The following is a 25,568-nucleotide window of genomic DNA, read 5'->3' on the forward strand; positions in this document are numbered from 1 at the left end:
CCGCATCACCGCCCCTGTATCGCGGCACCCTAAATGCTTTCATGCAATCCTTTCATGAAGTGTGCTGCGAGGTGATCAGGCTATTACGCCTTCCCACACCCGCCCGTCAGATTAACGCTGCACAGGCGCGCGCAATGCGTTTACCCGCCTCCTCAACGCTATCGATATCCGTGGCGATCGACAAACGGAAATACGGCGACAGGCCGTAAGCACTGCCCGCAACGCCGGACACACCGCTCTCCAGCAGATAATTCAGCACATCCTGTTCGTCATGCAGTACGGCACCGTCAGGCCGGGTTTTGCCCAGCAGGCCTGCACAGCGGCAAAAGACAAAAAATGCGCCCTGAGGTTGCAGCACTTCAATGCCGGCCACCTGCTGCAACTGCTGCACAATGACATCGCGTCGCGCCTGATACGCGGCGCGCTGCGGGGGCAGAAAATCGAGCCCACCGTTAAAGGCCGCAACCGCCGCCGCCTGGCTGATGGCGCTGGCACCAGAACTGTTCTGCGACTGCACCACTACCATGGCATCAATCAGCGGCTGCGGCCCGGCAGCAAAACCAATGCGCCAGCCGGTCATGGCATAGGTTTTCGACACGCCTCCCACCAGCAAAATGCGTTCAGCCAGCTCCGGCGCCACCTGCAGCAGGCTAACGTGCTGACGATCGTCAAACAGGATATGTTCGTACAGCTCATCCAGCATAATCAGCACATTGGGATGATCGCGCAGCACCGTCGCCAGGGCCTGCAACTCCTGTGCGCTGTACACCATGCCAGAGGGATTGCCGGGATTGTTCAGCACCAGCCAGCGGGTTTTCTCAGTGATCGCCTGCGCCAGCTGCGCCGGCTGCAGCTTGTACTGCTGCTCAAGCGGACAAGGCAGCAGCACCGCCTCGCCACCGTTGAAGCGCACGCTGTCCGGGAAAGTTGGCCAGTATGGCGTGGGCACAATCACCTCGTCGCCGTCGTTTAGCGTCGCGGCAAAAGCGTTGAAGATGATCTGTTTTGCGCCGTTGGCGATACAGATTTGCTCCAGCGCGTACTGCAGCTGATTCTCGCGCGCCAGTTTGGCCTGCACCGCTTTACGCAGCGCGGTGGTGCCATTGGTCGGCGTATAACGGGTTTCACCGCCATCCATCGCGGCGCTGGCGGCGGCACGGATGTGCGCGGGCGTATCAAAATCCGGCTCACCGGTGGTGAGGTCAAGAATATCCACGCCCTGCTCTTTTAGCTGGCGCGTCAGCTGACGTGCCGCCGCGTTAGCCGAGAGCGACACAGACTGTACGCGCTTCGATAGGGTGATCATGTTTCGCTCCTGTCTCTCACACCACCGGCAGGCCGAGGTTTTCACGCAGCGTGGCGAACTCGTACTCTTCGCGGAACAGACCGCGACGGCGTAGTTCCGGAATCACCAGCTCCACAAACAAATCCAGCTGCTCGGACATGATCGCCGGCATGATGTTGAAACCATCGGCACCGCCCTCGTTGAGCCACAACTCAAAGTCATCGGCAATATCCTGCGCGGTACCGACGATTACCCGGTGACCACGCGATCCGGCGGCTACCGCGGCCAGTTCGCGCAGCGTCAGATTTTCACGTTTCGCCATGTCGGTCATCAGTTTCACGCGGCTCTGGTTGCCTTCACCCAGCGGCACTTCCGGCACCGGACCGTCGAGCGGATACTGGCTCAGATCCATATTGAAACGCAGCGAGAGCTGACGCAGACCGTTGTCGATATCAACCAGCGTGTTGAGCTCTTTCCACAGCGCTTTGGCCTCTTCGCGCGTGCGGCCCACAATCGGCATCACGCCAGGCATGATCACCACGTGATCCGGATTGCGTCCGGCGGCAATCACCTGATCTTTCTGCGAACGGTAGAAGCTTTGTGCTTCTTCCAGGCTGGCCGAGGCGGTGAAAATCACCTCGGCGGTCTCTGCCGCCAGCTTCTGCCCATCGCTGGAAGAACCGGCTTCGATAATCACCGGACGCCCCTGCGGTGAGCGGGTAATGTTCAGCGGGCCCTGCACCTGGAAGTGCTCGCCGACGTGGTTAATCGGCTGAATTTTGTCATCAATGAAGTACTGACCGGTCTCTTTGTTGGGCTGCACCGCCCCCGCCTGCCAGCCGTCCCACAGCTTATAGGTGACATCAAGGAATTCACGCGCGCGCGCGTAGCGCTCCGCATGATTAGGCATATCGCTGCGGCTGAAGTTACGCGCCACATCGGTAGAGAACGACGTCACCACGTTCCAGGCGGCGCGGCCGCGGCTAATGTGGTCCAGCGACGAGAAGCTGCGTGCCATGGTGAACGGGTCGCTGAAGGTAGTCGAGACGGTCGCCGCCAGGCCAATGCGTTTGGTGTTGACCGCCAGCGCCGACAGCAGCGTTAACGGCTCCAGACGCGCCATGGTGGAAGGCAGACGATACATGCTGGTCGCCAGTGCATCACCCACGAAAAACAGATCAAACTTACCGGCTTCGGCTTTTTTCGCGATGGTGATAAGCCAGTCAATATCCGTCGGATCGCCCAGATTTTCCGTCAGCCGCCAGCCGCTCACGTGCTGTCCTACCGGTTGCACAAACAGCCCTAAACGGATGCGGCGTGAAGATGAAGTAGCCATATTTTTTCCTGGTCAATAAAAGGGTCAATAACAATTAAAAGGCGTTCTCGGTCGCCAGCAGCGCCTGCTCTAAGGCATCCGCGCTGATGCGGAACGGCAGACGTTCGGCGCTGGCCGCCGGGAATTTGATCTGTTCAGCAATGCTTCTGATGGCTGCGCGACGATCGCCGTGTAGCGGCGCTAAGGTCAGCGGCATATCATACTGTCGCAGCAGCGCCAGCAGCGCGGCGTCCGGCTCACCGTCGTGCTCAATCAGCGACTGCACCAGCAGGCTGTAACCGACTTTTTCACCGTGCAGCCAGTGGTGCAGCTCCGGCTGATGGGTCAGACGGTTATGAATGGCATGGGCAAAGCCTGGCGTCGGCAGCACATCACGCACGCTGTTGGCCAGGCCGGCCAGCACAATGCTGGCATCGATCACCTTCTCCAGTTCCGGCGTCACTTGCTGTTGCTGGTTGGCCAGCACGGCAGCGGCACCGTGCTGGCGATAGACATCCAGCGCGCGCTGCGCGGTCATCACTTTTAGGTCGAGGGCGAGATCGTGGGGGTTGTGCCGCAGATAAGGATAGAACTCGTAGTATTTAGCCAGCGCGTCGACAATGCCCGCTTTGAGGTAACGCACATCACTTTGCGCGATCACTTCGCTGTCTACCAGCACCAGTTCAGGCATTTTGCCCAGCGGCTGGCTGCGCACGTGACCGCCCTGCGCGTCATAAATAATCGCCACCGGCGACCAGGCGGCACAGGTCGCCGCGACGGTGGCGAAATTGACGACGGTGATTTCCGGTAACTGGCTGCCGACCGCTTTAGCCGCATCCAGTACGCGCCCGCCGCCAATTGCCAGCAGCAGTTCAGCCTGCTGCTGTTGCAGATTGCTTTTCAGCGTATCAATGGCCGCGTCGGTGCATTCGCCGTGCAAATACTCGATTTCCCAGCGAATACCACAGGTTTCCAGACTTTGCGTTAATTGCGGATTAACCGCCTGCCAGGCGCGTGGAGAGGTGAAAATACGGATATGCGTAGCATAAGGTTTAATGAATTCACCGGTGCGCGCACGCAGTCCCGGTTCGTGTGCGTAGGCACGCGGAGATTTAATCGCTAACACGTTGTCACCCTGATTAGGAAAAACGCCATAACAAAATTGTTATATTTCAGAGGATTAATGCGAAATAGTTATAGCGCTATGTATTTTATGCATACTACGGTAAATGGCGATTTGTGCAATGAAAAAGCCGCCATTTCATTTTCACAAATTTGCATTAGCTTATCCGGATTTCACATATAGCCCGTCAGCGCTTTACTGCTACTCTGAGCCTTCTTTCATTATCGCCCGCCGGGCGGTTTTCCGGGGATAGCTATGACACTTGAGTTTCGTCAGGTCACTGAAGACGAAGTGGACACTTATCAGGCGCTGATGCATGCCGCCTATGCGCCCACGCTGGCGCTGGGGATCAAATTTGATGCGGCCACCGCCGACCGCGAGAAAACGCTGCGGCATCTGCAAAGCCACGGCGTGTATGCGCTGTATGCCCAGGGCATGATGGTCTCCTCGGTCACCGTGCGTTATCCGTGGGGCCCGCTGCCGGGTCCGTTCGGCCTGCCGCATATCGGCTGGTTTGGCGCTCACCCGGACTACGCGGGGCAGCAGTTTGGCCGCCAGGTTCAGGATCGCCTGGAGCAGGAAATTTTACGCGGCCAGTTACGCGCACCGGCAGTTTCGCTCGGTACCGCCATCAGCCATCCGTGGCTGATTGATATGTATCGCAAGCGCGGATTTGTGCTCATGCACACCACCGATCTCGGCAAAGGCCACATCACGCAATATATGAAAAAAGTGCTGGATGAAACCGCACACGATGCCTGGCTGACGCGCCAGGCGGCATCACAAGGAAGCCAGGCATGAGCCAACTGAATGAAACAGCGCTTGGCGAGCGGCTGATCGCCTTTCGCCACGAACTACACCGTTTTCCGGAACTCTCTAATCAGGAGTTTGAAACTACCGCCCGCCTGCGCCAGCAGCTGGAACAGCACCAGATTCGCATCGTTGATTTGCCACTGAAAACCGGTCTGGTGGCGGAGGTCGGCCCGGCACAGGGACCGCTGATTGTGCTGCGTTCGGATATTGATGCGTTGCCGATTGAAGAGCAGTCGGACGTCGCTTTTCGCTCGGAGCGTCCCGGCGTGATGCATGCCTGCGGCCACGATTTTCACGCTTCCGCGGCACTCGGCGCGGCGATTCTGCTTAAGCAGCAGGAGGCAACGCTGCCCGGCCGCGTGCGGATTCTGTTCCAGGCCGCCGAAGAGACCGGCCAGGGCGCGCCGGATGTCATCGCTACCGGCGCGCTGCAGGAGGCGGTGGCGATTTTCGGCATTCACAACGATCCGTCGCTGCCGCCTGGCGTGGTGGGCAGCAAAGCCGGCGCGCTGACCGCGGCGGTAGATCGCTTCGATATCCGCATCACCGGCACCGGCAGCCATGCTGCCAAACCGCATCAGGGCAACGATCCGATCATTATCGCGGCGCAGATTGTCTCCGCGGCGCAAACGCTGATTAGCCGTAACGCCCCCTCCGCTGACAACGCGGTGGTGTCGATCACCCAGCTGCACAGCGGCAGCACCTGGAACGTTATTCCGGACAGCGCCTGGCTGGAAGGCACGGTGCGCACCTTCTCTCAGTCCACGCGTGAGCGACTGGAGCAGCGCTTCCGCGAAATCGTGCTTGGCCTTGGTGCGGCTTTTGCCGCAGAGGTTGAGTTTAACTGGCACGCCGGTCCGCCTGCGGTGGTGAATGATGCCCACTGGGCGGATTTTGCTCTGCAAGAGGCCACCGCCAGCGGACTTGAGGCGCGCGTGGTGGAAGCCAGCCCGATCGGCGAAGATTTTGCTTTTTATCAGCAACAACTGCCCGGCGCCTTTGTGATGATCGGCACTGGCGAACCTTATGCGCTGCACCATCCGGCTTTTCGCATCAATGATGCAGTGTTGCTGCCCACCTCACGCTACCTCGCGCAGCTCGCCGTGGCGGCGCTGCGCAGTCTGGAGCGGGCATGAACCTGAGCCACGCGCTGGCTGAGCGCATCCTGCAAAGCCAGCCGGATGCGGCGGCACGTGATGCCGCGCGCACTGGCATACAGGATTTTCTCGCCGTGAGCTGGCCGGTGTTACAGCAGCAGGTGCCGGACAGCGGCTTACCGGCGCTGCGACAGGTTTATGGCGACGGCAGCGTACGCTCACAGGCGTTGCTGCTGGGCTATGCCGGGCATGCGCTGGATTACGATGATTTCCATGCTGATTTTCGCGGCCATCCCAGCGTGGCGATTCTGCCTGCGCTGTTTGCCTGGCAGCAGCAGCAGCCCGCCACTGCCGAAGCGTTCCTTGATGCCTATGTCATCGGCGTGGAAGTGGCTGGCCGGCTGGGTCTGGCCGCCAGCCAGCAGCACTATGCGCTGGGTTATCACAACACGGCCACGCTGGGTACGCTGGCGGCGGCGGCGGCGCTGGCACGTCTGCTGCAGCTTAATGCAACCGACTGCGCCACGCTGATCGGCATCGCGGCGACCCAGGCCAGCGGACTGCGCGCTCAGTTTGGTTCAGCGGTGAAGCCGCTGCACGCCGGACTGGCGGCAGAGCGTGCGGTGATGGCGGCGCAGCTGACGCTGGCGAAATTCGATGGCCGGCATGAAGGCGTGCTCGACGCGTTTCTCGCCGCCAGCAGTAACGGCGAGGCGCAGCCGCAACGGCTGGTGGAAAACTGGGGCGCGCCGTGGCGCATCAGTACCCCCGGTCTGGAGTTCAAACCCTTCCCCACCTGCGCCGGAACTCACAGCGCTGCCGAAGCGGCACGTCTGCTGCGGCGCGCCTGGCTGGCGGAAGGCCACTCGCTGGACTCGCTGCTGGAAAATATTGATGACATCACGGTCGCCTTCCCGCCGGGTGGTGACATCGCGGCGGCAGTTCGCGTGCCGGCTAACGGCATCGAAGCACGCTTTAGCCTGGAGTACGTGATCGCCGCCATGCTGATGTACGACGATTTACGGCTGGAAGATTTTGCCGAAGGTGCGCTTAATCCGGCGGTGATGCCGCTGGCGGCCAAAGTGCGTCGCACGCCGGATGCGTCCGCGCCGCCCGATGCGCTCAACCCGGCGCGGCGTTTTCATCTCGTCACGCTGACGCTGAAAGAGGGTCGTCAGTTGCAGCAGCGCCGCACGCGGCAGCAGTCGCTGGCGGATGGCGTAGATGTGGCGGCCAAACTGCGTCAGGCGCTGCGCCATGAAGTGCCGGCGCGCCAGCAGCAGTTACTGGCTATCAGCGAGCTGCAAAGCACGGCGGATTTGGCTACATTAAGCCAACTGTTGCGTGCCTGATTCCTGGCGGCGCGCGTTCTTCGCTTAAGGCTGGCGTATCGTGTCTAAAACTCAGCGGCTTCCCGAACTGCTGCAATTGCTGCGCTGTCATCGCTATCCGCTGACCGCGCAGCGTATCGCTGAACAGCTGCACATCAGCGTGCGCACCGTCTATCGTGACATTCTTAGTTTGCAGCAGCAGGGCGTAGAGATTGAGGGCAGCGCGGGCGTTGGTTATTTACTGAAATCCGACGGCCATTTGCCGCCGCTGATGTTTTCCCGTCAGGAGATTGACGCGCTGGTGCTCGGGCTCAACTGGGTCACCCGACACACCGACGATGAGCTTAAGTCCGCCGCGCGCCATGCGCTGGCCAAAGTCCAGGCTGTGATTCCGCCGCATCTTACGCAGAGTATCGATCACCAGTCGCTGCTGATCGCCTCCCAGGGCGAAGCGTTGTTCGAAACCCATCTGCCGCAGATTCGCCAGGCAATCCATCAGCGCAGCAAGATCAGCCTGCGCTACAAAGATCTGCAGGATAACCTCTCCACGCGCACCATCTGGCCGGTGGTGATTGGCTACTTTGAACGCGTGCGCCTGCTGTGCGGCTGGTGCGAACTGCGCCAGGAGTTCCGCAATTTCCGCGTCGATCGCATTGAAGCGATCAGCGTCACCAGCGAACTCTATCCCGGCACGCGTCATCAGTTGCTGAAACGCTGGCGGGATTATCACCATTTACGTCACCCGGTGGACAGCGCGACGCGCTAGCGACATAACGTTGCTATAAGCGACAAAATGTCGCATACTTGGCCGCGTGCAGCAGTAATCGCAACTCAACATTACAACAGTCAGTCCATCACCGCTTTCATCCGCGAGGTAATATTCATGGCCACAAGTATTCGTTTAGACGATGACTTCGTGAGCGACGTAAAAATTCACGCTGAAGCCGCCAGCCGCAGCATTCCAAAGCAGATTGAGCATTGGGCGAAAATCGGTCGGATTGCTGAGGATAATCCGGACTTACCGTATAGCTTCATCGCTGAAGTATTGATCGCCCAGGCTGAAGTCGATAATCAGAAGGTTTCGCCGTATGTCCGCCGAACACCCCGATCCAAAACCACAAAATAGCATTGAGGTTTATCAAACACGCCGCTTTGAAAAAACGCTCGATAAATTGCCCGATACACAGCGTGCCATCGTCGAGGATGAGATCGACAGGATTGTTGATGCGCCTGAAATCGGTGAGCTTAAAAGAGGTGACTTAAACTTTTTACGCGTGCACAAATTTCAGCTGAATAACCGCCTGACGCTGTTGGGCTATAGCTGGGTGGAAAATAAACTGGAACTGTATCTGCTGGATATCGGACCCCATGAGAATTTCTATCAGGAACAGAAAAAGCACCGTAAAGCCGATCTGAAAATTATCAGTTAACCCATCGACTCCTGACAAAATCTGTCACAGCCTCCCCCTACTATGCAGCGGTAAACACACAAGGAGATCACCATGCTTACCGCTAACATGACCATTATTTATGTGCCCAACGTCGTGAAAAGTGCTGACTTTTATGCCGCGCTGTTCGACATCAAACCCGCAGAACTCAGCCCGACCTTTGCCATGTTTGTGTTTGAGAGCGGCTTTAAACTGGGTATCTGGTCGCAGTATACCGTTGAACCCGCACTCTCTCTGCCCGCCAGTGCAGCGCGTAGCGAAATTGTGTTTAAAACCGCGCGCAAAGACGATGTCGATTTTCTTTATCACGAATGGGGCGTGCTGCGCGAAATCACCATCATTCAGTCGCCGGTGCGCATGGACTTTGGCTACACCTTTACCGCGCTGGACCCGGACGGGCACCGCCTGCGTGTCTGCTATTTACAGCTGGATGAGTAAGTGAAGAGACCTGGCGCTGACGGTTGCAGGTTGTTAAATGCGCCGAGTAATCATTAACTATATTAATATTCTTAATTGCCGGTTAATGACATTAACGCTGCTGTTCAGTTAAGCAACGTGCAGGTAATCCATCCTGGTAGATAGCGGTGCGATTTATCGCGCAATAAATTGCACCGCTGCACAGTGCGCGAGATATTTGTATTATCCCAAATAAATACCTATATATTTCAGTTTATTGCAAAAAGTTTGTCACTATTGCCTTTATCCGTCATTACCGTTCCCCTCCCACATCGCGCTTTTTTAAAGTGCCTTCCGTGTATGCCATAAATAAACTCTACTGAATACAGCCACCTGAACACGCTACGTCATTTCCAGGACAAGTCTTGTTACTGTTAAATATTGATTACGTTTTTATGGGCCTCTGCACAGGCTGCAGTGTACCTGTAGCCCGACCATGGATAAGGCCAGGCAATGAAACGCCGTACTACTCCGGGATGTGATGATGACCAGTAATCTGCTTAACCTGCGCCAGCAGCGCGCGACGCGCACGCTATTTTTTATCGCCGGACTGGGCATGGCCGCCTGGGCGCCGCTTATTCCCTTCGCCAAAGCGCAACTGGCGATCAATGACGGCATGCTGGGGCTGCTGCTGTTCTGTATCGCCGCAGGCTCCATGTCAGTTATGCCCTTTACCGGCGCGCTGATTGCCCATTTTGGCTGTCGCACGCTGCTGCTGCTGTGCGGTGCCGGACTGGCGCTGGATCTGCCGCTGCTGATGCTGCTGAACTCACCGCTGCCGATGGCGGGCGCGCTGTTGCTCTTCGGCGCGATCAACGGACTGATGGATGTCAGCATGAATTATCAGGCGGTGATCGTGGAGCGCGAGGCCGGGGTCAGCAAGATGTCGGGCTTTCACGGCTTTTACAGTCTTGGCAGCATTGCTGGCGCCGGCGCGGTGAGTCTGCTGCTGTGGCTGCAGGTTGCGCCCCTGCTGGCGCTGCTGCCGCTGTGTGCGTTGATTTTATTGCTGCTGCTGATGAGCCATACCGCCCTGTTGCCCCGTCGCCGCACGGATGCAAAACCAACGCGCGGTACGCTGCGCGCTCTGACGCACCGTAACGTGGTGCTGATTGCCCTGCTGTGTTTTCTGCTGTTCCTCACCGAAGGCGCCATGCTCGACTGGTCAGCGGTGTTTATGAACAGTGAACGCGCCATGTCGATGCAGCTGGCCGGTTTCAGCTTCACGCTGTACGCCACGGCTGTCGCCACGCTGCGCCTGTTTGGCGATCGGCTGATTAATCACTATGGCAGTCGCCGCGTGCTCACCTGGGGCGGTCTCGTCGCCAGCGGGGGGCTGGCATTAGCGATTTTCTCCGTCTGGCTGTGGAGCGCCCTGCTCGGCTTTGTGCTGGTGGGTATCGGTCTGGCCAATATCGTGCCGATTTTATTCAACGCGGCGGGTAACCAGCGCACTGTCGCCGCGCATTACGCCATACCGGCCGTCACGCTGTGCGGTTACTCCGGGCTACTGCTGGGCCCGGCGCTGATTGGCTTTAGCGCCCAGCTCACGTCCCTGACCACCACGCTCAGCGCCGGCATCGTGATGTTGCTGCTGGTGACTTTCGCGGCGCGTTTCGCTCTGACAGCGAAGTAGCGCCTTTGCCCTGTCATATTCACAAGGAGTTTCTATGACAACCTCAACGCAACCGGTGTTCAGCCTGCACTACGTCGGGCTCAATCTGAAGAAAGGCGTTAATGCCGCAACCTTCGAAGCCTTTCTCAAGGCGCGCGGCACGCAGATTCCTGCTTATCCGGGCTGGCAATGGTCGCTGTTAAAAGGCCTGCGCGGCGAACGCCAGGAACAATACCTGATGCTGTATCAGGCTCCCAGCCAGGCAGACTATGACCGCTATATCACACCGGCTGGCGAACTCACGGCTGAGGCCATCGCCTTCTGGCAACAACGGCCCGAGGCGAGCGCGCTGCTTGAGGAGTGGAAAAACTTTGCCACTTATGGGGAGTTACCAACGCTCTTCTCCACGTTCTCGCTGCTGGCAGAAAACCGCCACAGTTCACTGCCGCCCGGCCCGAACTTTCAGCCCGATGCTCAACCTGCGGTGGCACGCGTGGTCGGTTTTCATCATCTGGCGCTCCGCGCGGGCGTGACGGCTGCCGACTTTGATCGCTTTATGATTGAGAACGTCGCGCGCATTGATGACTATCCCGGCTGGAAGTTTCACATGCTGAAGGGCACCGGCGGTAATCGAAGTGAGCAGTATGCGGTGATGCTGGTGATCGAGAGCCTCGACTCGCTCAACAGCTTCCATCCGGCGATGGACGTCTCAACCGAAAAATCGCTGACGTTTGTGAAAAACCATCAGGAGAGCGAGCGTATGTATGATGAATGGCGCACCATGGCCTCGTTCTCCGGCGCACCGCAAATGTATACCGACTATCTGACGATTGCCGGCAACGTTGGCTGAAGTTTGCCATGACCGGCGGAGGCCGGTCAGACTGCATCATCACGCCCGCGCAGGGTTGGTGTGCGGTTGTGGCTGGCCCGGCACCTCAACGCCTGGCCAGCCCGCCGTTCGCGTCCGTTGCCGGATTAGCTCATCCGCGCCGCTGCCGGGCTGTTCAGCGCGGCCAGCAGCGTTGCCGAGTCCGCCACTGCGCCGAATATACCGCCCTGCATATGAATCATGCTGAGCGCCGCCTCATGATGCTTCAACTCCGTCGCCGCGCAGCAGTCGCTCAGTACCAGACATTCAAAGCCGCGATCGTTGGCTTCGCGCAGTGTGGTATGCACGCAAACGTCGGTGGTGATGCCGCTGATGATTAAGTTGCGGATACCGCGACTGTGCAGAATCAGCTCAAGGTCGGTGGCGTAAAAAGAGCCCTTGCCGGGTTTATCAATAATCACTTCATCCGGTAGCGGCGCCAGCTCGGGAATGATTTCCCAGCCTGGCTCACCGCGCACCAGAATGCGACCACAGGGCCCTGGTGCACCAATCTCCGCCTGCATGCGCCGCGATCGCCAGCGCTTGTTGGCCGGCAGATCGCTCAGGTCCGGACGATGGCCTTCACGGGTATGGATGATCGGGAAGCCGGATTCGCGCATGCGCGCTAACACCTGCTGCAGCGGTTTGATGGGGGCGCGTGTCAGGGAGATGTCGTAACCCATAGTGTCAACATAACCGCCCTTGCCGCAGAAGTCGGTTTGCATATCAATCACCAGCAGCGCGGTGTTTTGCACCGTGCAGTTGCCGTCAAACGGCCACGGATAGGGGGTTGAATCAACGATATAATCAGGCATTGCTTTTCTCCATTACCGCCGTGCTACTTTCCGGTTTCCATTTCACGATCAGCGTATAGCTCAGTGAAGCGGTGACCAGGCCGATAACCGCTTCACCAAACTGCGGGAATTCGAGGTGGGCCATCACCGCACACAGGCTGCCGATGGCCCAGGCGGCGAACGCGCTGCCGCGCAGGCGCCGGGTTTGACGCTGTTCGCTGATTTTTGCCATAAAGATCAGATCAACAATCATCACTGCGCCAAACGGCGGCACCACCATGCCAAGCAGGCTGAGCCATTCGAGGAACAAGGACCACACGCCGGCCAGCGCCAGCACGCCACCGATGGCCCCGAGGATCAGCGTCCACAGGCGCATATTGCTGCTGAACAGATGGCTGAAACCGACCGCGCCGTTATACAGGCAGTGCGTGCACACCGAACCGAGGTTGATAAACACAAACAGAAAGGCAATGACGGAGAGCAGCATGCCGTGCCCCATCAGCAGCGGCAGGAAGTTACCGCCGTTGCTGAGCGGATCGACCGCCGCGCCGACGGCGACAATCACCACACCAAACAGATAGGAAATCACATTCGCCAGCGGGAACGCGGAAAACGCGGCGATCACCGCTGATTTGCCGTCCTTCGACCAGCGGGTAAAATCCGCTGTCATGGTGCCGGAATCCGCAAAGCCGGCAATCACCATGGTGACCGCCGTGCCCATGCTCATGGCGCCAGCGGCTGCCGGACTGCCCTGCCACTGGGTCAGCGTGGTGAAATCATGATCCTTGCTCACCAGCCACAGCGCCACCAGCCCCAGCACCACAAACAGCGGAGCGGCAATCATTCCCAGCACCGACAGCGCCCGCACCCCGAGAAAGGTGACGCCGGTATACAGCACCATGGCAAACGCGGTGACCGCCAGCGCATTCCAGCCAAAAGTCTGGTTGATCACCGTCCCGGTCAGGCCGGTCTGGAAGGCGTACCAGCCTATCACCACGGTAGAAAGAAAGCCGGACACCAGAATATAGCCTTTGGTGCCGAAGGTCCGCTTCGCCTGCAGCGCGAAGTTCATACCGGTATGTCCGGCGAACCAGCTAAGTGCGCCGACATAGGCAAACAGCACCAGGTTACCCAGCAAAATCGCCAGCAGTGCCGGCCAGAAGCCAAGATGCCAGGTGATAATGCCGCCGAACAGCGCATTGGTGAGGATCATCGGAAAGCCAAACCACACCGCCGACACCGAACCCGTCGAGTGGCGATGGCTAAGCGGCACCGGCTCATGCTCGAACTCCTGCTCCAGCGCAGGGGAAGATTTGTTACTCATGGAGAACTCCAATAGCAGCAGGATAGTGATGATTCCATGGTTGGATGCGCTCAAAAGCGGCACTGGCCGCCAGCACCAGGCCATCGTCCAGATGACGACCCACAATTTGCATACCGATCGGCAGACCACTGGCCGTGAAGCCGGCAGGCACCGAGGCGGCAGGCTGACCGGTAAAATTGAACGGGAAGCAGAACGACAGCCAGTGATCGCTGCGCACCATGCGGCCATCAATGACTTCCGGGCCCTGCATGTGCAGCGCAAACGGCGGCACCGCCAGCGTCGGCGACAGCAGCAGATCGTAGCGCTGCATAAAGCGCCACAGCTGGTTGCAGAGCTTTTTGCGCGTGGTGTTGGCGTCGGTGAAATGCTCTGCACGCCAGTCGCGCTGCAGCATGGCGCTCAGGTGCGGTGACATCGCTGTTCCCAGTTGGTTCTGCATCTGGCGCATGCCGCTCAGATCGCTTTCGAACGCCACCAGCGCAGCAAAGCTGGCGCTTTCGTCAGCGATGCCGGGATCCACCTCCTCCAGCTCTGCGCCCAGCGCTGCAGCGAAACGACGCGCGGCCGCGGTGACCACGGCGCGCACTTCCGCATCGACGGCGATATAGCCAAAGTCGGCGCTGAAAGCGATGCGCAACCCCTGCAGTGGCCGATCCAGACTGGCCAGCCAGTCAACATCGCTGCATGGGATGGAGTGCCGATCGCGCATGTCCGGACCGGCCATCACCGACATCATCAGCGCGCTGTCGCGCACGCTACGCGTCATCGGACCGATATGTTCAAGCGATTCCCAGCTGGAAACGCCAGGATAACGCTCATCGCGGCAGCCCGGCCACAGCGGCACCCGCCCCATCGAGGCCTTGAGTCCATAGACACCGCAGTGGGCCGCCGGGATACGTACCGATCCTCCGCCATCACTGCCGAGCGCAATCGGACACAGCCGTGCCGCCAGCGCCGCGCCGGAACCCGCGCTCGATCCGCCCGGCGTTTTGCTCACGTCCCAGGGATTACGCGGTGAGGGAAACAGGGGATTATGGCCGACACCGCTGTAGCCAAACTCCGGCGCGGTGGTCTTGCCCAGCAGGATGGCATCCGCCGCCAGCAGGCGCTCAACGGTGATGTCATCTTCTTCGGGAATGAAATCGGCGTAGGCGGCCGATCCTGATGTGGTTCGCACACCTGCGGTACAGATCAAATCTTTTACCGCCAGCGGCACACCCGCCAGTGCGCCCAGCGGCTCGCCGCGCGCACGACGGCGGTCGATCTGCTCTGCCTGTGCCAGCGCCCGCTCCGGCGTCAGGGTACAAAACGCCTGAATCAGCGGCTCCCGCTGTTCCAGGCGATCCAGCGTCGCCTGGGTTAACTCGCGCGCGGAAACCTCGCCGTCGCGCACCCGCGCCGCCAGCTGGGTGGCATCTTCATCCAGCAGTGCATCAAACATGATCGTTCTCCCGGGTTAATTGGCTACCGGGAGGAGTGCAGTTTGCGTGCCAGAATAGTGTGGTGCGCGCGGCCGTTATGCGCCGGGCCAGATAGGATACGGTCTGGGATACAAGATGGAATACTTATGGATGCGGCAGTCATACCGATGCAGGCAATGTGCACAAGCCGTGCACACCGCTGCATCATCGCGTTGCCATTTAAAGGTGCAACCAGCGGAGGCGGCGTTGCTGCCGTGGCGTGCGTCAGAAGGGTTAGCTTTGCGCGCTGACTAACCGCACGGCGAAGCCAAAAAACAGCATGCCGGTCAGCATGTTCGCCAGCTTAACCAGGCGGGTGCGGCTGCGCAGATAGCGCACCATCACCGCGCCAGCCACCAGCAACAGGGAATAGTAGCTGAAACTGATCACCTGGATCAGCGCACCCAAGGTGGCAAACGCCGGCGCGGTATGGGTTACGCGCGGATCGATAAACTGTATGAAGAACGAAACGTAAAACAAAATCGCCTTGGGATTGGTTACGCCAAGCAGCAGCGCACGCAGGAAATAGTTTTCCTGTTTTACCGCTTCAGCCGGTTGATCGCCGCTGCGTTTGCGCAGCGCGCCGATGATAATCTTCACGCCGAGATACAGCAGGAACATGGCGCCAAGATAACGCACCACCATAAAAATATGCGGACTGGTACGGATCAGCGTCGCGACGCCCGCCCAGGCGAGGAAAATCAAAATTAAATCGCCCGCCATCACCCCGGCTATCGCCTGACAGGCCGGCTTTGCCCCACGACTCATCCCGGTGCGCAGCACATACAGGCTGTTGGGTCCGGGTAATAGAATGATCACCAGCGCGCCCGCCAGGAAAGTCCAGAGATTGATGATGCCTAAATCGTGAAACATTACGGTGCTACCCCATGCCGTTAAGCAGGTAAAAATGAGTGAAAGTGGAACCCGGCGCGCAGCTCAACTGCCGCAGCGCGGCGCATAGTAGCAGTTGTGCGGTGGATTTGTCGCTTAACGCCATGGTTCAGTATGTCGAAACGGTGTTACGTAACACATACAGCGCGTGACAGGCACCAGTGACGTTGTCACAGTGATGATTCAGAGGTTTCGCAACTGCTGCATCACCGCATCCAGAAATACCCGTAATACCGCAGGCTGGCGTTCGCGCGACATATACAGGCCATAAATGCCTAAGGTGCGCGGTTGAAAACCGGGCAGTACGCAACGTAACTGACCGCTGGCCAGTGCAGCCTGCGCCTCCATTGCCGGCACCATGGCAACACCACAGCCGGCGATAGCGGCATCACATAACACGGATGAAATACCAGCGCTGAAATTGCCGCTCACCACCACGGAAACCGCCTCGCCTTGCGCATCGTGAAACTGCCAGCGCTGCCCGGCAAAGCGGCTGTAGTGCAGGCAATTATGTTGTGCCAGATCCGCTGGCGTCTGCGGTTCGCCCCGTTGCGTTAAATAGGCCGGCGCGGCGCAGACTACCGAGGCACATTCACCCAGCCTGCGGGCAATCGCGCCGGGCTCCGGATCGTCGGTAATGCGAATGGCCACGTTGATGCGCTCACCCACCAGGCTGACCGGCTGATTATTGATCTCCAGCTCAATACGTACCGCCGGGTAACGCGCGAGGAACGCCGGAATCATCGGTCCAAGAATGTGGGTGGCGGTTGAATGTGCACAGGCCACGCGCAACGTGCCCTGGGGTTTGCCCTCATCGCCCTGCTGTTCAATCTCGTCGGCCAGCCGGGCCAGCGCGCGTGTCTTATGCAAAATCTGTTCACCCGCAGGGGTAATGGTCAGCCGCCTAGAAGAACGGTGTAGCAGGCGAGCGCCCGCCCACTTCTCCATTTCATCAAGATAGCGACTGACCATCGGGCGCGAAATATCCAGCGCGCGCGCCGCCGCGCTCAGGCTTCCCAGTTCACAAATCCGGTTAAACACCCGCGCTGCCGTCACTCTGTCCATGCAGGCTCCATCTGATCGTTTTATGCAACTGATCATATCTGATTGCGGGAATTCTGCCAGCTGGCGATTTGCTTACAATAGCGTCTTTCAGTGACGGCACGTTGCCGTAAAAAGGAAGATGCCATGAAGATGAAATCACTCGCGCTGCTGGTCACCTTAGCCGCCGCGCCGGCTTTTGCCGCCCCGTTGCAGTTAGACGTGTATAACCCACAGGAACAGGGAATTTTTCCGGTCTCGTCGACGCTGGTCTCCGGTCCGCATGAAGCGATTCTGTTTGATGCGCAGTTCAGCCCCAAAGATGGCGAGAAGCTGGTAGAACTGATTAAAGCGCGCGGCAAGCAGCTGACCCACATCGTGATCACCTCAGGCGATCCGGATTTCTACTTCGGTCTTGAGCCGCTGGTGCAGGCTTTCCCGCAGGCCAAAATTGTCGCCTCGCCGCTGGTAGTGGAACATATCGAAGCGACCAAAGATGCCAAGCTGCAGTACTGGGGACCGCAGATGAACGGCGCTGCGCCGCACCAGCTGTATGTGCCGCAGATTACCCACCAGACGCGGTTTAGCGTCGATGGTGAGCGCATCGAACTGCGCCACGCGGCAGAAAAATCAGCCTACGTGTGGATTCCCTCCAGTAAGGCAATACTCGGTGGCACAGTGGTGGATTCCGGCATTCACGTCTGGACCGCGGACACCCAGACCGCAGCCAGCCGCGCAGAGTGGCGTCAGGTATTGCGAGAAATGCAGCAGTTGAAGCCGCAGGTGGTGATCCCCGGCCACTATCTGGGTGCGCGTCCGGCAGGCGATAAGGCGGTCACCTTTACGCTGGATTATCTGCAAAGTTTTGAGCGGGCGCTGCAACAGCACAAAGGCTCCGCGGCGGTGATTCAGGCGATGAAACAGGCGTGGCCAACCTTAGCAGATGTCAGCTCGCTGGAGCTGAGCGCGAAGGTGAATACCGGTGAGATGAAGTGGAAGTGACGCGAGGATAAATGAACGGGCCAGACGCCGCCGCGCCTGGCCTGAAGCTTACTGCAGATGGGTTTTCAGCTCTTCCGCCGCCTGGCGAATCGCAGTGCGGACTGCCGGCACCTCGCTCAGCGGATTGAGCAGGCCGTAGTCATGAATCAGACCGTTATAGCGCGTCACGGTGACATCCACTCCAGCAGCATCCAGTTTGCGACCAAAGGCTTCACCCTCATCACGCAGCACATCCAGTTCTGCCGTCTGAATCAGCGTCGGTGGTAAGCCCTGCAGCTGCTCTTTCGTGGCGCGCAGCGGCGAAGCGAGGATATTGTCGCGTTCGCTCTGTTTGGTGGTGTAGGCGTCCCAGAACCATTTCATCATGTTCCGTGACAGGAAATATCCGTTGGCAAACTGGTGATACGAAGCGGTATCAAAGCGCGCATCGGTTACCGGCCACAGCATGATGTCATAACGAATCGCTGGTGTTTGCTGCTGTTTAGCCTGCAGCGCGACCGCCGCCACCATGTTACCGCCGACGCTGTTACCAACCAGCGCCAGGCGCTTGCCATCGACACCAATTTCACTACCGTGTTCCGCCACCCAGCGTGTCGCCGCATAAGCCTGATTGATGGCCAGCGGATAATGCGCTTCGGGTGACGGCGTATAGTTCACAAACACGGCCGCAGCGCCAGATTCCACCACCAGATCGCGCACCAGACGTTCGTGGGTCGGGAAATCACCGAGGATCCAGCCGCCGCCGTGGAAGAACATAAATACCGGCAGCGTACCCTGTGCGCCCTGCGGTTTTACGATGTTCAGCTTAATGGGCTGGCCGTTTACCTGAATGGTTTTTTCAGTGACGTCGGCCGGCGGCAGCGTTACGCCCTTCTGCGCATCAATCAGCACCTGACGCGCTGCCTGCGGTGACAGTTGCTCAATCGGTTTGCCGCCGCTGCTGTTCAGCGCCTGTAAAAACTGCTGCACGTGACGTTCAGGTTGTGGTGCGTCAGCAAAGCTATTAACAGATGCAGTAGCCATCGCCATGGCAAGCAGAGAGTGTTGTAATTTCATGGTGTTACTCCTTTAATATTTTTTGCGATTATATCGCACGCTATTTAAATGATAATGACTCGATGGTCGTGTTCTGAACTGAGACTGAATTTATATAGTGCACTATTTAATAGCAAGTTATTTTTTAGCGAAGATTTACATCACTGCTCTATTACACTGATTTTAATCAGAATATTATTTCAACTTTTTGTCTGCCGACGGGTGCGCTTTCCGGCCAGTCACATCGGCAACCTGCAGATTCATCTTGTCTGCGTCCCCGCCAGCAGCCACACTGGCGAGCACGCCGCGATTTTTCACACATTGAGGTAACGGGTAATGCCGCAGAGTAAAGCTACCCTGACTGGTCTGCTGGCCATTCTGCTGTGGAGCACGATTGTAGGATTAATAAAAAGCGTCAGTGAAAGTTTTGGTCCGGTAACCGGTGCCGCGCTGATTTATAGCGCCAGCGCCCTGCTGTTGCTGTTCACCGTGGGTTTTCCTGAACTGCGCCAGTTTCCCCGCCGCTATTTGCTGATCGGCAGCCTGCTGTTTGTCTGCTATGAGCTCTGCCTGTCGCTGTCGCTGGGTTTTACTCATAGCGGCCATCAGGCGATTGAAGTCGGCATGGTTAATTACCTGTGGCCGGCGATGACCATCGTTTTAACGGTGATGGTTAACCGGCAAAAGACCAGCCCGTTGATTATTCCCGGCCTCCTGCTGGCCGTCGCCGGTATTTGTCGGGTACTGAGCGGCGATCGGGGATTTTCACTGGGCGAAATGATCGACAACGTGATGGATAATCCGCTCAGTTATGGTCTGGCATTTGGCGGTGCGATGATTTGGGCGGTTTATTGCGTGGTGACAAAAAATAGCGCTAAAGGCAGTAACGGCATCACGCTGTTTTTCATCTTAACTGCGCTGACGCTGTGGCTGAAATCGCTGCTATCACCGCAGCCACCCGTGGTGTTTTCGCTGCAGGCGTGCATCAGCCTGGCGCTGGCAGCGATGGCGATGGGGCTTGGCTATGCGGCGTGGAACGTCGGCATTTTGCACGGCAATGTCACGCTGTTAGCCGCAGCATCCTACTTTATCCCTATCATTTCATCGCTGATAGCCGCTTTTATCCTTAACTCCAGCCTGACCTTCTCCTTCTGGCAAGGCACGGCGATGGTTTGCCTCGGTTCGCTGCTCTGCTGGTGGTCAACGCGCGGGACTGCAACGCGTAAGCTGGAAAGCAATACGCTGGAATAACCGGCTGGATGGCGCAGCCGGACGAGGATACGGACAGTGGTGCAGACTCAGCGCGGCGGCGGGAACATTTTGCGATACAGCGACGGCGTCATGCCGGTCACTTTGACAAACGCGCGGCGCATCACATCGGCACTGTGATAACCGCAGGCCGCCGGGATCGCTTTGAGCGGCAGCTCACCGGCATCCAGCAAAGCCCGCGCGTGGCTGATGCGTGCCTGCTCCAGCCATGCGCCAGGCTGGATCTGCATCTCCTGCTGAAACAGACGCGCTAAATGCCGCGTACTGAGGTGCATGTGCGCCGCCAGGTCTTCCAGCCCGCGAATCTGTGCCAGATGCGCGATTGCCCAGCGCTGCATCTCCTGAAAGGCGCTGCGTCCGGCCAGGGACACCTGCTGTTTACGCACAAAATGTCCCTGTGTGACCGGGCGCTGGAAGAACATCACCAGGCTGGCGGCCACCTCCTGCGCCAGCTCGCGTCCGAGATCCTCTTCCACCAGCCGCAGCGCCAGATCCAGTCCCGACGTCACGCCCGCTGCCGTGCGTAATGCACCATCCGCCACATACAGCGCATCGGCTTCGACCTGTGCATCGGGTAGCAGTAATGCCAGCCGTTCCGCACACGCCCAGTGAGTAGTCACTTTCCTGCCGTTCAGCAAACCCGTTTGCGCCAGCAGCAGCGCCCCGGTACACACCGAGCCGTAACGCTGGCTGCGCTGACAGAGCGCGATAATCTGCTGGCGCTCACTGGCGGAAAGCTGCATCTGGCTGGCGTCAGGTGCTCCGGCGACCAGAAAGGTATCGGCGCGATGCTGTGTCGCCGCAGTTAGCGCAATGTCGGCTTCCAGCCGGACACCAGACGAGCAGCGGATGCTGGTGTGCTGCAGCGACATCACGCTGAGCTGATACACCTGACGATGCAGCAGCCGATTTGCCTCGGCAAACACATCCAGCGGCCCGGAAATATCCAGCAACTGGGCGCCGGGAACGGCCAAAAGGGTAATGTGATGGTGAGTCATTGTCTGGCTGTCCGCTTAAATCGCAATGTCAGAAATCATCGTTAAACAGAGATTCATGACATTGTCGCGCGGCTTTATGCTGAACGCAACTTCACTAAGCGGAGACATCACCATGAGTTTTACTATTAACGGCATTCGTATTCCGGACAGCAAAATGGCGCGCGATGCTACCGCGCTGGTACGTGACATCGAATCGGATCTGTTATTTCATCACTCCAGCCGCGTTTTTTACTGGGGCGCTTTGGCAGGTCAGCGACTGGGGGTCAAAGTGGATGCCGAGCTGCTTTACGTTGGCTGCATGTTTCATGATGTGGGTTTGACGCAACAGCATTGCAGTTGCGATAAGCGCTTTGAAGTCGATGGCGCCAATGCGGCGCGCGATTTTCTGCAACATTATGGGGTTGCCCAGGCGGATATTGATAAAGTGTGGACGGCGATTGCCCTGCACACGACGCCCGGCATTCCGCAATTTATGGCCGGGGAAATCGCCCTGGTGACGGCCGGCGTTGAGATGGATGTGCTGGGTATTGACTATGACCACTTCAGCGATGAGCAACGTGAAGCCGTGGTGCAGCAGCATCCCCGTCCGGCACAGTTTAAAGAAGAAATTATCCAGGCATTTTATGAAGGCATTCAACATAAACCGGCGACGACATTCGGCAACGTGAAAGCTGATGTCATCGCTGATAAGCAACCGGCATTTCGCCCGATGAATTTTTGCCGGATTATCCGTCAGTCGCGCTGGGCGGGTTAACATGGACAGCGGAGATAGCTCATCGCGAACGGGAGAAATGGCGACGGAAGCGTGCGCTGTGAATCCCGGCAACAAAATTAACTCATCGAACATTGTCAGCAGGAGAGAATTTTCGTTGCTACTATAGTGACGCAACACACAGCTCAAGCGTTGCGACGAGAATTTTTCCTGTAGTTTTTTGTTATGCCCGCTCTGCGGGCATTTTTTTCCGAAAAATGCACCATCGCGCTGCTGCCAAACCTCTTACGCCGCAGGTTTCAAACGGCTTGATTCCCCTGCTTCCAGCAATGCCTTTGCGGTCGTCCTTGTACGTTCAGTCAACAGAGGGTCATGCACGGACACGGTGTTAACCAAAGCAATCAATTCATAACAATTCGACCATGCTATAGGTATTTCTTCATTACAATTTCATTAGACTCATCCCCCGGTCGCCCAGAGGCAGGTTCAAACTTTCCACTGTAAATGATATTTTTGAATGTGCTTTTTCAGATATAGAAGTGATAACATAGTTAGGAAGCACAGCTGTTACAAATTGATAGAGTAAAAGGACTTTGAAATGGAATTATTTTTAGTAGTAGTACTCTTATTAGCACTTCTGGCTCCGGTTTTATCTGTCGTACTTTTCAAAAAAAGCAAAAAATACCGAGAGGAAATAGCTCTTTTAATCTCCGGCAAAAATACGCTTGGCGAAGAATTAGGTGAAACGCAGAAAAAATTAGCTCAGGCTGTACGTGACCACGCAGAACTTGAAGGAAAAGCCACTCCTTTGTGGCAGTATCAGGAATTACACGATGCAGTATTAGATGCGGAAAAAAAGATTAAAACCGCTGACGCTATTGCCAGAGAAAAGCTGGATGACGCGCAAAAACAAGCGGCAAGAGCGGTAAACGAAGCTCACGATCAGGCTGCATTAACAATAAGCAACGCCAATAGCGAAGCTGTCGCTATCACCCAGGATGCGCGTGATGCTCGCCTGAAAGCCAAAGAACGACTCGATAACGCGAATAGTAAAGCGGATGAGCTGATCTCCAACGCAAATGATAATGCGATGAAAATAATCGCGGATGCAGAGATACGTGCAATGGAAATAGCTGGCTCCGCATATGAAGCGAAAGAGTTTGCAGAGACCTATCAGGCTGTCGCCAGGTCAATGAAAAATAAAATTGAAGGGTACGGCGATGAATGGATAGTGCCAAACCGAAGCGTTTTGGACGAACTGGCAGAGAATTATGAATTTACGGATGCAGGAAAAGAACTGCAAAAAGCCAGAGAGTTAACTAAGTCTCTTATCAAAACGAACAAAGCGGCAAGCTGTGATTACGTCGAACCAAACAGAAGAAACACCGCCATCAAATTTGTACTGGATGCTTTCAATGGAAAAGTCGACAGTACCCTCTCAAAAATTAAACACAACAATTACGGCAAATTATCCCAGGAAATAAAAGATGCCTTTGAGCTTGTTAATTTTAACGGTTCAGCCTTTAGGTCAGCCAGGATCACTGATATCTGCTTGCAAGCCCGACTCAACGAGCTTAAATGGGGAGTAGCTGTAAATGAAATTATGCTTGAAGAAAGAGAAGAGCAAAGACGAATCAAAGAACAGTTGCGTGAAGAAGAAAAGGCGCGTCGCGAGTATGAAAAAGCGATAAAAGAAGCTGAAAAAGAAGAAAAAACAATTCAGCAGGCGATTGATAAAGCGACTAAAGAACTGATGCTCGCAGGCGAAGAACAACGTATAGCCCTCGAACAAAGACTGGCTGAGCTACAAATTAAATACGAAGAAGCTGAAGCCAAAAACCAACGAGCCATTTCGATGGCACAGCAAACACGTTCAGGTCATGTGTATGTGATCAGTAATATCGGCTCGTTTGGAGAAAACGTTTATAAAATTGGGATGACACGCAGACTCGAACCGCTCGACCGGGTTCGTGAACTTGGCGATGCCAGCGTCCCGTTTTCATTCGATGTACATGCAATGATCTACAGTGATGATGCTCCTTCGCTTGAAAACCACCTTCACAAAGTGTTTAACGATAAACAGGTAAACAAAGTTAACTCGCGCAAAGAGTTCTTTAATGTCGGTATTAAAGACATCAAATCCACGATTCAGGAAATGAGCATTGATGTGCATTGGACAATTTCTGCAGAAGCTAAAGAGTACAGAGAGTCTTTAGCCATCGAAAATGAACGCAACACAGCGTTAAAAGAAAGCGAAGAGTTGATCGTTGCATAACGTTTTGTAGCCATGATATGACCTGATGATGATACGTCAGGTCATTGTGAATGTAAGAATAAGTGGCGGATCTGGTGACATTCATTCGTAACGGCTGGGGCAATCAGGCACCTGCGGTAAGCGCGGATCAGGTGGCAAAACTGCGTAAAGATCTGCCAAAGGCAGCGGAGGCAGATAAGGAAAAGAGTTAGTAAAAACTGACGGAGAAAACGCCCTGTTCAGGGCCCCGATAAGGGCCCTGATAATGACGCCGGATAGCAATGGCAACCTGAGCAATTACCGTGCAATACCCCATCGCCAGCCTTAACTATGTTTTGTCGGCTTCGGTCAGGGTGGCTCTCACCTGCGGCAAACTCTGCGGGTAATTCTGCTGAATGAATTCAATCATTTTCTCGCGGACGTAGCAGCGTAAATCCCATGCCGTCGGTGAGTTCTGCGCGGTCATCAGTAAACGGATGGTCATGGTTTTTTCCGTGGTATCGGTCACCTGCAGTACCTGAGTTTCGTGATCCCAGAGCCGCGTCTCATTGAGGATTTTTTCAAAATGCTCACGCAACGGCGCCAGCGGCATCGAGTAATCAACATAGAGAAACACAGACCCCAATATTTGCGCATTATTTCGCGTCCAGTTCTGAAATGCATTCTCGGTAAAATAGGTGATGGGCAGCACCAGACGGCGTAAATCCCAGATGCGCACCACAACATAGGTCAGATTGATTTCCTCAATCCAGCCCCACTCCTTTTCGACCACCACCGCATCGTCAATTTTTATCGGTTGGGTGAAAGCAATCTGAATGCCGGCAAACAGATTCACCAGCGACTTTTGCAAAGCGAAACCAATAATAATACCGGCGACACCGGCACCCGCGAGGATGGTGGTGCCGAATTTACGTACACCGGGGAAGTTGAGCAGAATTAAACTCAGGCAAAACAGTACCAGGATGACGATAGCCACTTTTTTAACATAGATTAATTGCGTACGAATTTTACGCGCGCGCAGGTTGTTCGACAGGTTGATATCATAGCGAATAAATAACATATCCTGCGCTACGTTAATCAGGCGAATCAAAATGGAACAGAACGATAAGATGATAAAGATATTAAGCGTGGTGGCGATAAAGCTCAGTGAGCCAGGATCAAGATGCACATAATTCATCCCCATATTGATCAGCAGTAATGGAATGAATAAAAATAACGATCCCCGCAGATGCTTTTCCAGCGATTTAAACAGCTTGCGATCGCGGCTTTGCCAGTAGCGAATAAACCTGAGAAGAATAAAGCGGGCCAGAAAACCCAGCAGTAGCGAGAGTGTGACGAGCAATACAGCAGGTACCCATGTCGGCGCACCAGATAACTCACCTAGAAGTAATGGCATGATATTCCCTTCTGTTCAGCTAACAACCGTGGTTGTCAGAT

General features: G+C 56.6%; 25 protein-coding genes. 14 read left to right on the top strand and 11 right to left on the bottom strand.

The features are described from left to right. Positions 1-106: 106 nt before the first annotated feature. The 3 genes from AC6I8F_RS21375 to AC6I8F_RS21385 are packed head-to-tail and all read right to left on the bottom strand — an operon-like array spanning position 107 to position 3,726. Entirely contained in the window at positions 107-1,306 is a 1,200-nt protein-coding gene (locus AC6I8F_RS21375; protein WP_498028848.1) for an aminotransferase class I/II-fold pyridoxal phosphate-dependent enzyme, read from the bottom strand. Between the two features lie 16 nt (positions 1,307-1,322). Further along, complete coding sequence (locus AC6I8F_RS21380) at positions 1,323-2,621, bottom strand: LLM class flavin-dependent oxidoreductase (RefSeq protein ID WP_498028849.1); 1,299 nt, start codon at positions 2,619-2,621, stop codon at positions 1,323-1,325. A gap of 34 nt (positions 2,622-2,655) precedes the next feature. Then, the gene (locus AC6I8F_RS21385) at positions 2,656-3,726 is read right to left on the bottom strand and encodes an iron-containing alcohol dehydrogenase family protein (protein ID WP_104187445.1); all 1,071 of its coding nucleotides are present in this window, start codon (positions 3,724-3,726) and stop codon (positions 2,656-2,658) included. Between the two features lie 252 nt (positions 3,727-3,978). On the opposite strand from AC6I8F_RS21385, the gene AC6I8F_RS21390 reads away from it, so the two are divergent. The 9 genes from AC6I8F_RS21390 to AC6I8F_RS21430 all read left to right on the top strand — a co-directional run bounded on the left by AC6I8F_RS21390 (position 3,979) and on the right by AC6I8F_RS21430 (position 11,333). After that, on the top strand, positions 3,979-4,524 hold the full coding sequence (locus AC6I8F_RS21390) for a GNAT family N-acetyltransferase (protein WP_498028850.1): 546 nt from the start codon (positions 3,979-3,981) through the stop codon (positions 4,522-4,524). After that, positions 4,521-5,672, top strand: a complete 1,152-nt coding sequence (locus AC6I8F_RS21395) for an amidohydrolase (protein ID WP_498028851.1) — start codon at positions 4,521-4,523, stop codon at positions 5,670-5,672. Before AC6I8F_RS21390 ends, AC6I8F_RS21395 begins: the two co-directional genes overlap by 4 nt. Next, on the top strand, positions 5,669-6,985 hold the full coding sequence (locus tag AC6I8F_RS21400) for an MmgE/PrpD family protein (protein WP_132463099.1): 1,317 nt from the start codon (positions 5,669-5,671) through the stop codon (positions 6,983-6,985). Before AC6I8F_RS21395 ends, AC6I8F_RS21400 begins: the two co-directional genes overlap by 4 nt. Positions 6,986-7,025: 40 nt before the next feature. Next, positions 7,026-7,730 carry a helix-turn-helix transcriptional regulator gene (locus AC6I8F_RS21405; RefSeq protein ID WP_211724600.1) on the top strand — a complete coding sequence of 235 codons (705 nt, stop codon included), beginning with the start codon at positions 7,026-7,028 and terminating at the stop codon, positions 7,728-7,730. A gap of 117 nt (positions 7,731-7,847) precedes the next feature. Next, positions 7,848-8,090, top strand: coding sequence for a ParD-like family protein (locus AC6I8F_RS21410; RefSeq protein WP_071813632.1), 243 nt, complete (start codon positions 7,848-7,850; stop codon positions 8,088-8,090). Next, positions 8,053-8,394 carry a type II toxin-antitoxin system RelE/ParE family toxin gene (locus tag AC6I8F_RS21415; protein ID WP_021313439.1) on the top strand — a complete coding sequence of 114 codons (342 nt, stop codon included), beginning with the start codon at positions 8,053-8,055 and terminating at the stop codon, positions 8,392-8,394. The genes AC6I8F_RS21410 and AC6I8F_RS21415 overlap by 38 nt, the downstream gene beginning before the upstream one ends. Before the next feature lie 72 nt (positions 8,395-8,466). Next, a complete protein-coding gene (locus AC6I8F_RS21420; protein WP_058759086.1) occupies positions 8,467-8,850 on the top strand; it encodes a VOC family protein in 384 nt (127 codons plus the stop codon). 499 nt (positions 8,851-9,349) lie between these two features. Further along, a complete protein-coding gene (locus AC6I8F_RS21425; protein ID WP_498028852.1) occupies positions 9,350-10,504 on the top strand; it encodes an MFS transporter in 1,155 nt (384 codons plus the stop codon). 34 nt (positions 10,505-10,538) lie between these two features. Then, positions 10,539-11,333, top strand: a complete 795-nt coding sequence (locus AC6I8F_RS21430) for a hypothetical protein (protein ID WP_325924106.1) — start codon at positions 10,539-10,541, stop codon at positions 11,331-11,333. 125 nt (positions 11,334-11,458) lie between these two features. On the opposite strand, the gene biuH is transcribed toward AC6I8F_RS21430, so the two are convergent. The 4 genes from biuH to leuE all read right to left on the bottom strand — a co-directional run bounded on the left by biuH (position 11,459) and on the right by leuE (position 15,802). Next, entirely contained in the window at positions 11,459-12,166 is a 708-nt protein-coding gene (gene biuH, locus AC6I8F_RS21435; RefSeq protein WP_264444016.1) for a biuret amidohydrolase, read from the bottom strand. Continuing rightward, on the bottom strand, positions 12,159-13,469 hold the full coding sequence (locus AC6I8F_RS21440) for a purine-cytosine permease family protein (protein WP_498028853.1): 1,311 nt from the start codon (positions 13,467-13,469) through the stop codon (positions 12,159-12,161). The genes biuH and AC6I8F_RS21440 overlap by 8 nt, the downstream gene beginning before the upstream one ends. Beyond that, the gene (locus AC6I8F_RS21445; protein ID WP_222952130.1) at positions 13,462-14,910 is read right to left on the bottom strand and encodes an amidase; all 1,449 of its coding nucleotides are present in this window, start codon (positions 14,908-14,910) and stop codon (positions 13,462-13,464) included. The genes AC6I8F_RS21440 and AC6I8F_RS21445 overlap by 8 nt, the downstream gene beginning before the upstream one ends. Positions 14,911-15,163: 253 nt before the next feature. Then, positions 15,164-15,802: a leucine efflux protein LeuE gene (leuE, locus tag AC6I8F_RS21450; RefSeq protein ID WP_058770263.1), complete on the bottom strand. Its 639-nt coding sequence runs from the start codon at positions 15,800-15,802 to the stop codon at positions 15,164-15,166. A gap of 38 nt (positions 15,803-15,840) precedes the next feature. Between leuE and AC6I8F_RS21455 the strand changes: the two genes are divergently transcribed. Further along, positions 15,841-15,972, top strand: coding sequence for a hypothetical protein (locus AC6I8F_RS21455; protein WP_498028854.1), 132 nt, complete (start codon positions 15,841-15,843; stop codon positions 15,970-15,972). Positions 15,973-16,003: 31 nt separating this feature from the next. Here AC6I8F_RS21455 and AC6I8F_RS21460 read toward each other — a convergent pair whose 3' ends face one another. Then, positions 16,004-16,885 carry a LysR family transcriptional regulator gene (locus tag AC6I8F_RS21460; protein ID WP_498028855.1) on the bottom strand — a complete coding sequence of 294 codons (882 nt, stop codon included), beginning with the start codon at positions 16,883-16,885 and terminating at the stop codon, positions 16,004-16,006. 123 nt (positions 16,886-17,008) lie between these two features. Between AC6I8F_RS21460 and AC6I8F_RS21465 the strand changes: the two genes are divergently transcribed. Then, the gene (locus tag AC6I8F_RS21465; RefSeq protein ID WP_058759080.1) at positions 17,009-17,863 is read left to right on the top strand and encodes a Vmh family MBL fold metallo-hydrolase; all 855 of its coding nucleotides are present in this window, start codon (positions 17,009-17,011) and stop codon (positions 17,861-17,863) included. Positions 17,864-17,911: 48 nt separating this feature from the next. Here AC6I8F_RS21465 and AC6I8F_RS21470 read toward each other — a convergent pair whose 3' ends face one another. Then, positions 17,912-18,892 (bottom strand): alpha/beta hydrolase, encoded by a 981-nt coding sequence (locus tag AC6I8F_RS21470; RefSeq protein ID WP_369974302.1) that lies wholly within the window; start codon positions 18,890-18,892, stop codon positions 17,912-17,914. Positions 18,893-19,234: 342 nt separating this feature from the next. Here AC6I8F_RS21470 and yddG point away from each other — a divergent pair, with 342 nt between their 5' ends. Next, a complete protein-coding gene (yddG, locus tag AC6I8F_RS21475; RefSeq protein ID WP_498028856.1) occupies positions 19,235-20,149 on the top strand; it encodes an aromatic amino acid DMT transporter YddG in 915 nt (304 codons plus the stop codon). Positions 20,150-20,196: 47 nt separating this feature from the next. Here yddG and AC6I8F_RS21480 read toward each other — a convergent pair whose 3' ends face one another. Continuing rightward, positions 20,197-21,165, bottom strand: a complete 969-nt coding sequence (locus AC6I8F_RS21480) for a GlxA family transcriptional regulator (RefSeq protein WP_498028857.1) — start codon at positions 21,163-21,165, stop codon at positions 20,197-20,199. Between the two features lie 112 nt (positions 21,166-21,277). Here AC6I8F_RS21480 and AC6I8F_RS21485 point away from each other — a divergent pair, with 112 nt between their 5' ends. Both AC6I8F_RS21485 and AC6I8F_RS21490 read left to right on the top strand, forming a co-directional pair. Further along, positions 21,278-21,919 (top strand): HD domain-containing protein, encoded by a 642-nt coding sequence (locus AC6I8F_RS21485; protein WP_088517339.1) that lies wholly within the window; start codon positions 21,278-21,280, stop codon positions 21,917-21,919. Between the two features lie 556 nt (positions 21,920-22,475). After that, positions 22,476-24,152 carry an SNIPE associated domain-containing protein gene (locus AC6I8F_RS21490; RefSeq protein WP_104187470.1) on the top strand — a complete coding sequence of 559 codons (1,677 nt, stop codon included), beginning with the start codon at positions 22,476-22,478 and terminating at the stop codon, positions 24,150-24,152. 307 nt (positions 24,153-24,459) lie between these two features. Here AC6I8F_RS21490 and AC6I8F_RS21495 read toward each other — a convergent pair whose 3' ends face one another. After that, positions 24,460-25,527: a mechanosensitive ion channel family protein gene (locus AC6I8F_RS21495; RefSeq protein WP_498028858.1), complete on the bottom strand. Its 1,068-nt coding sequence runs from the start codon at positions 25,525-25,527 to the stop codon at positions 24,460-24,462. Positions 25,528-25,568: the final 41 nt, after the last annotated feature.

Source organism: gamma proteobacterium symbiont of Axiagastus rosmarus, from assembly GCF_059730925.1.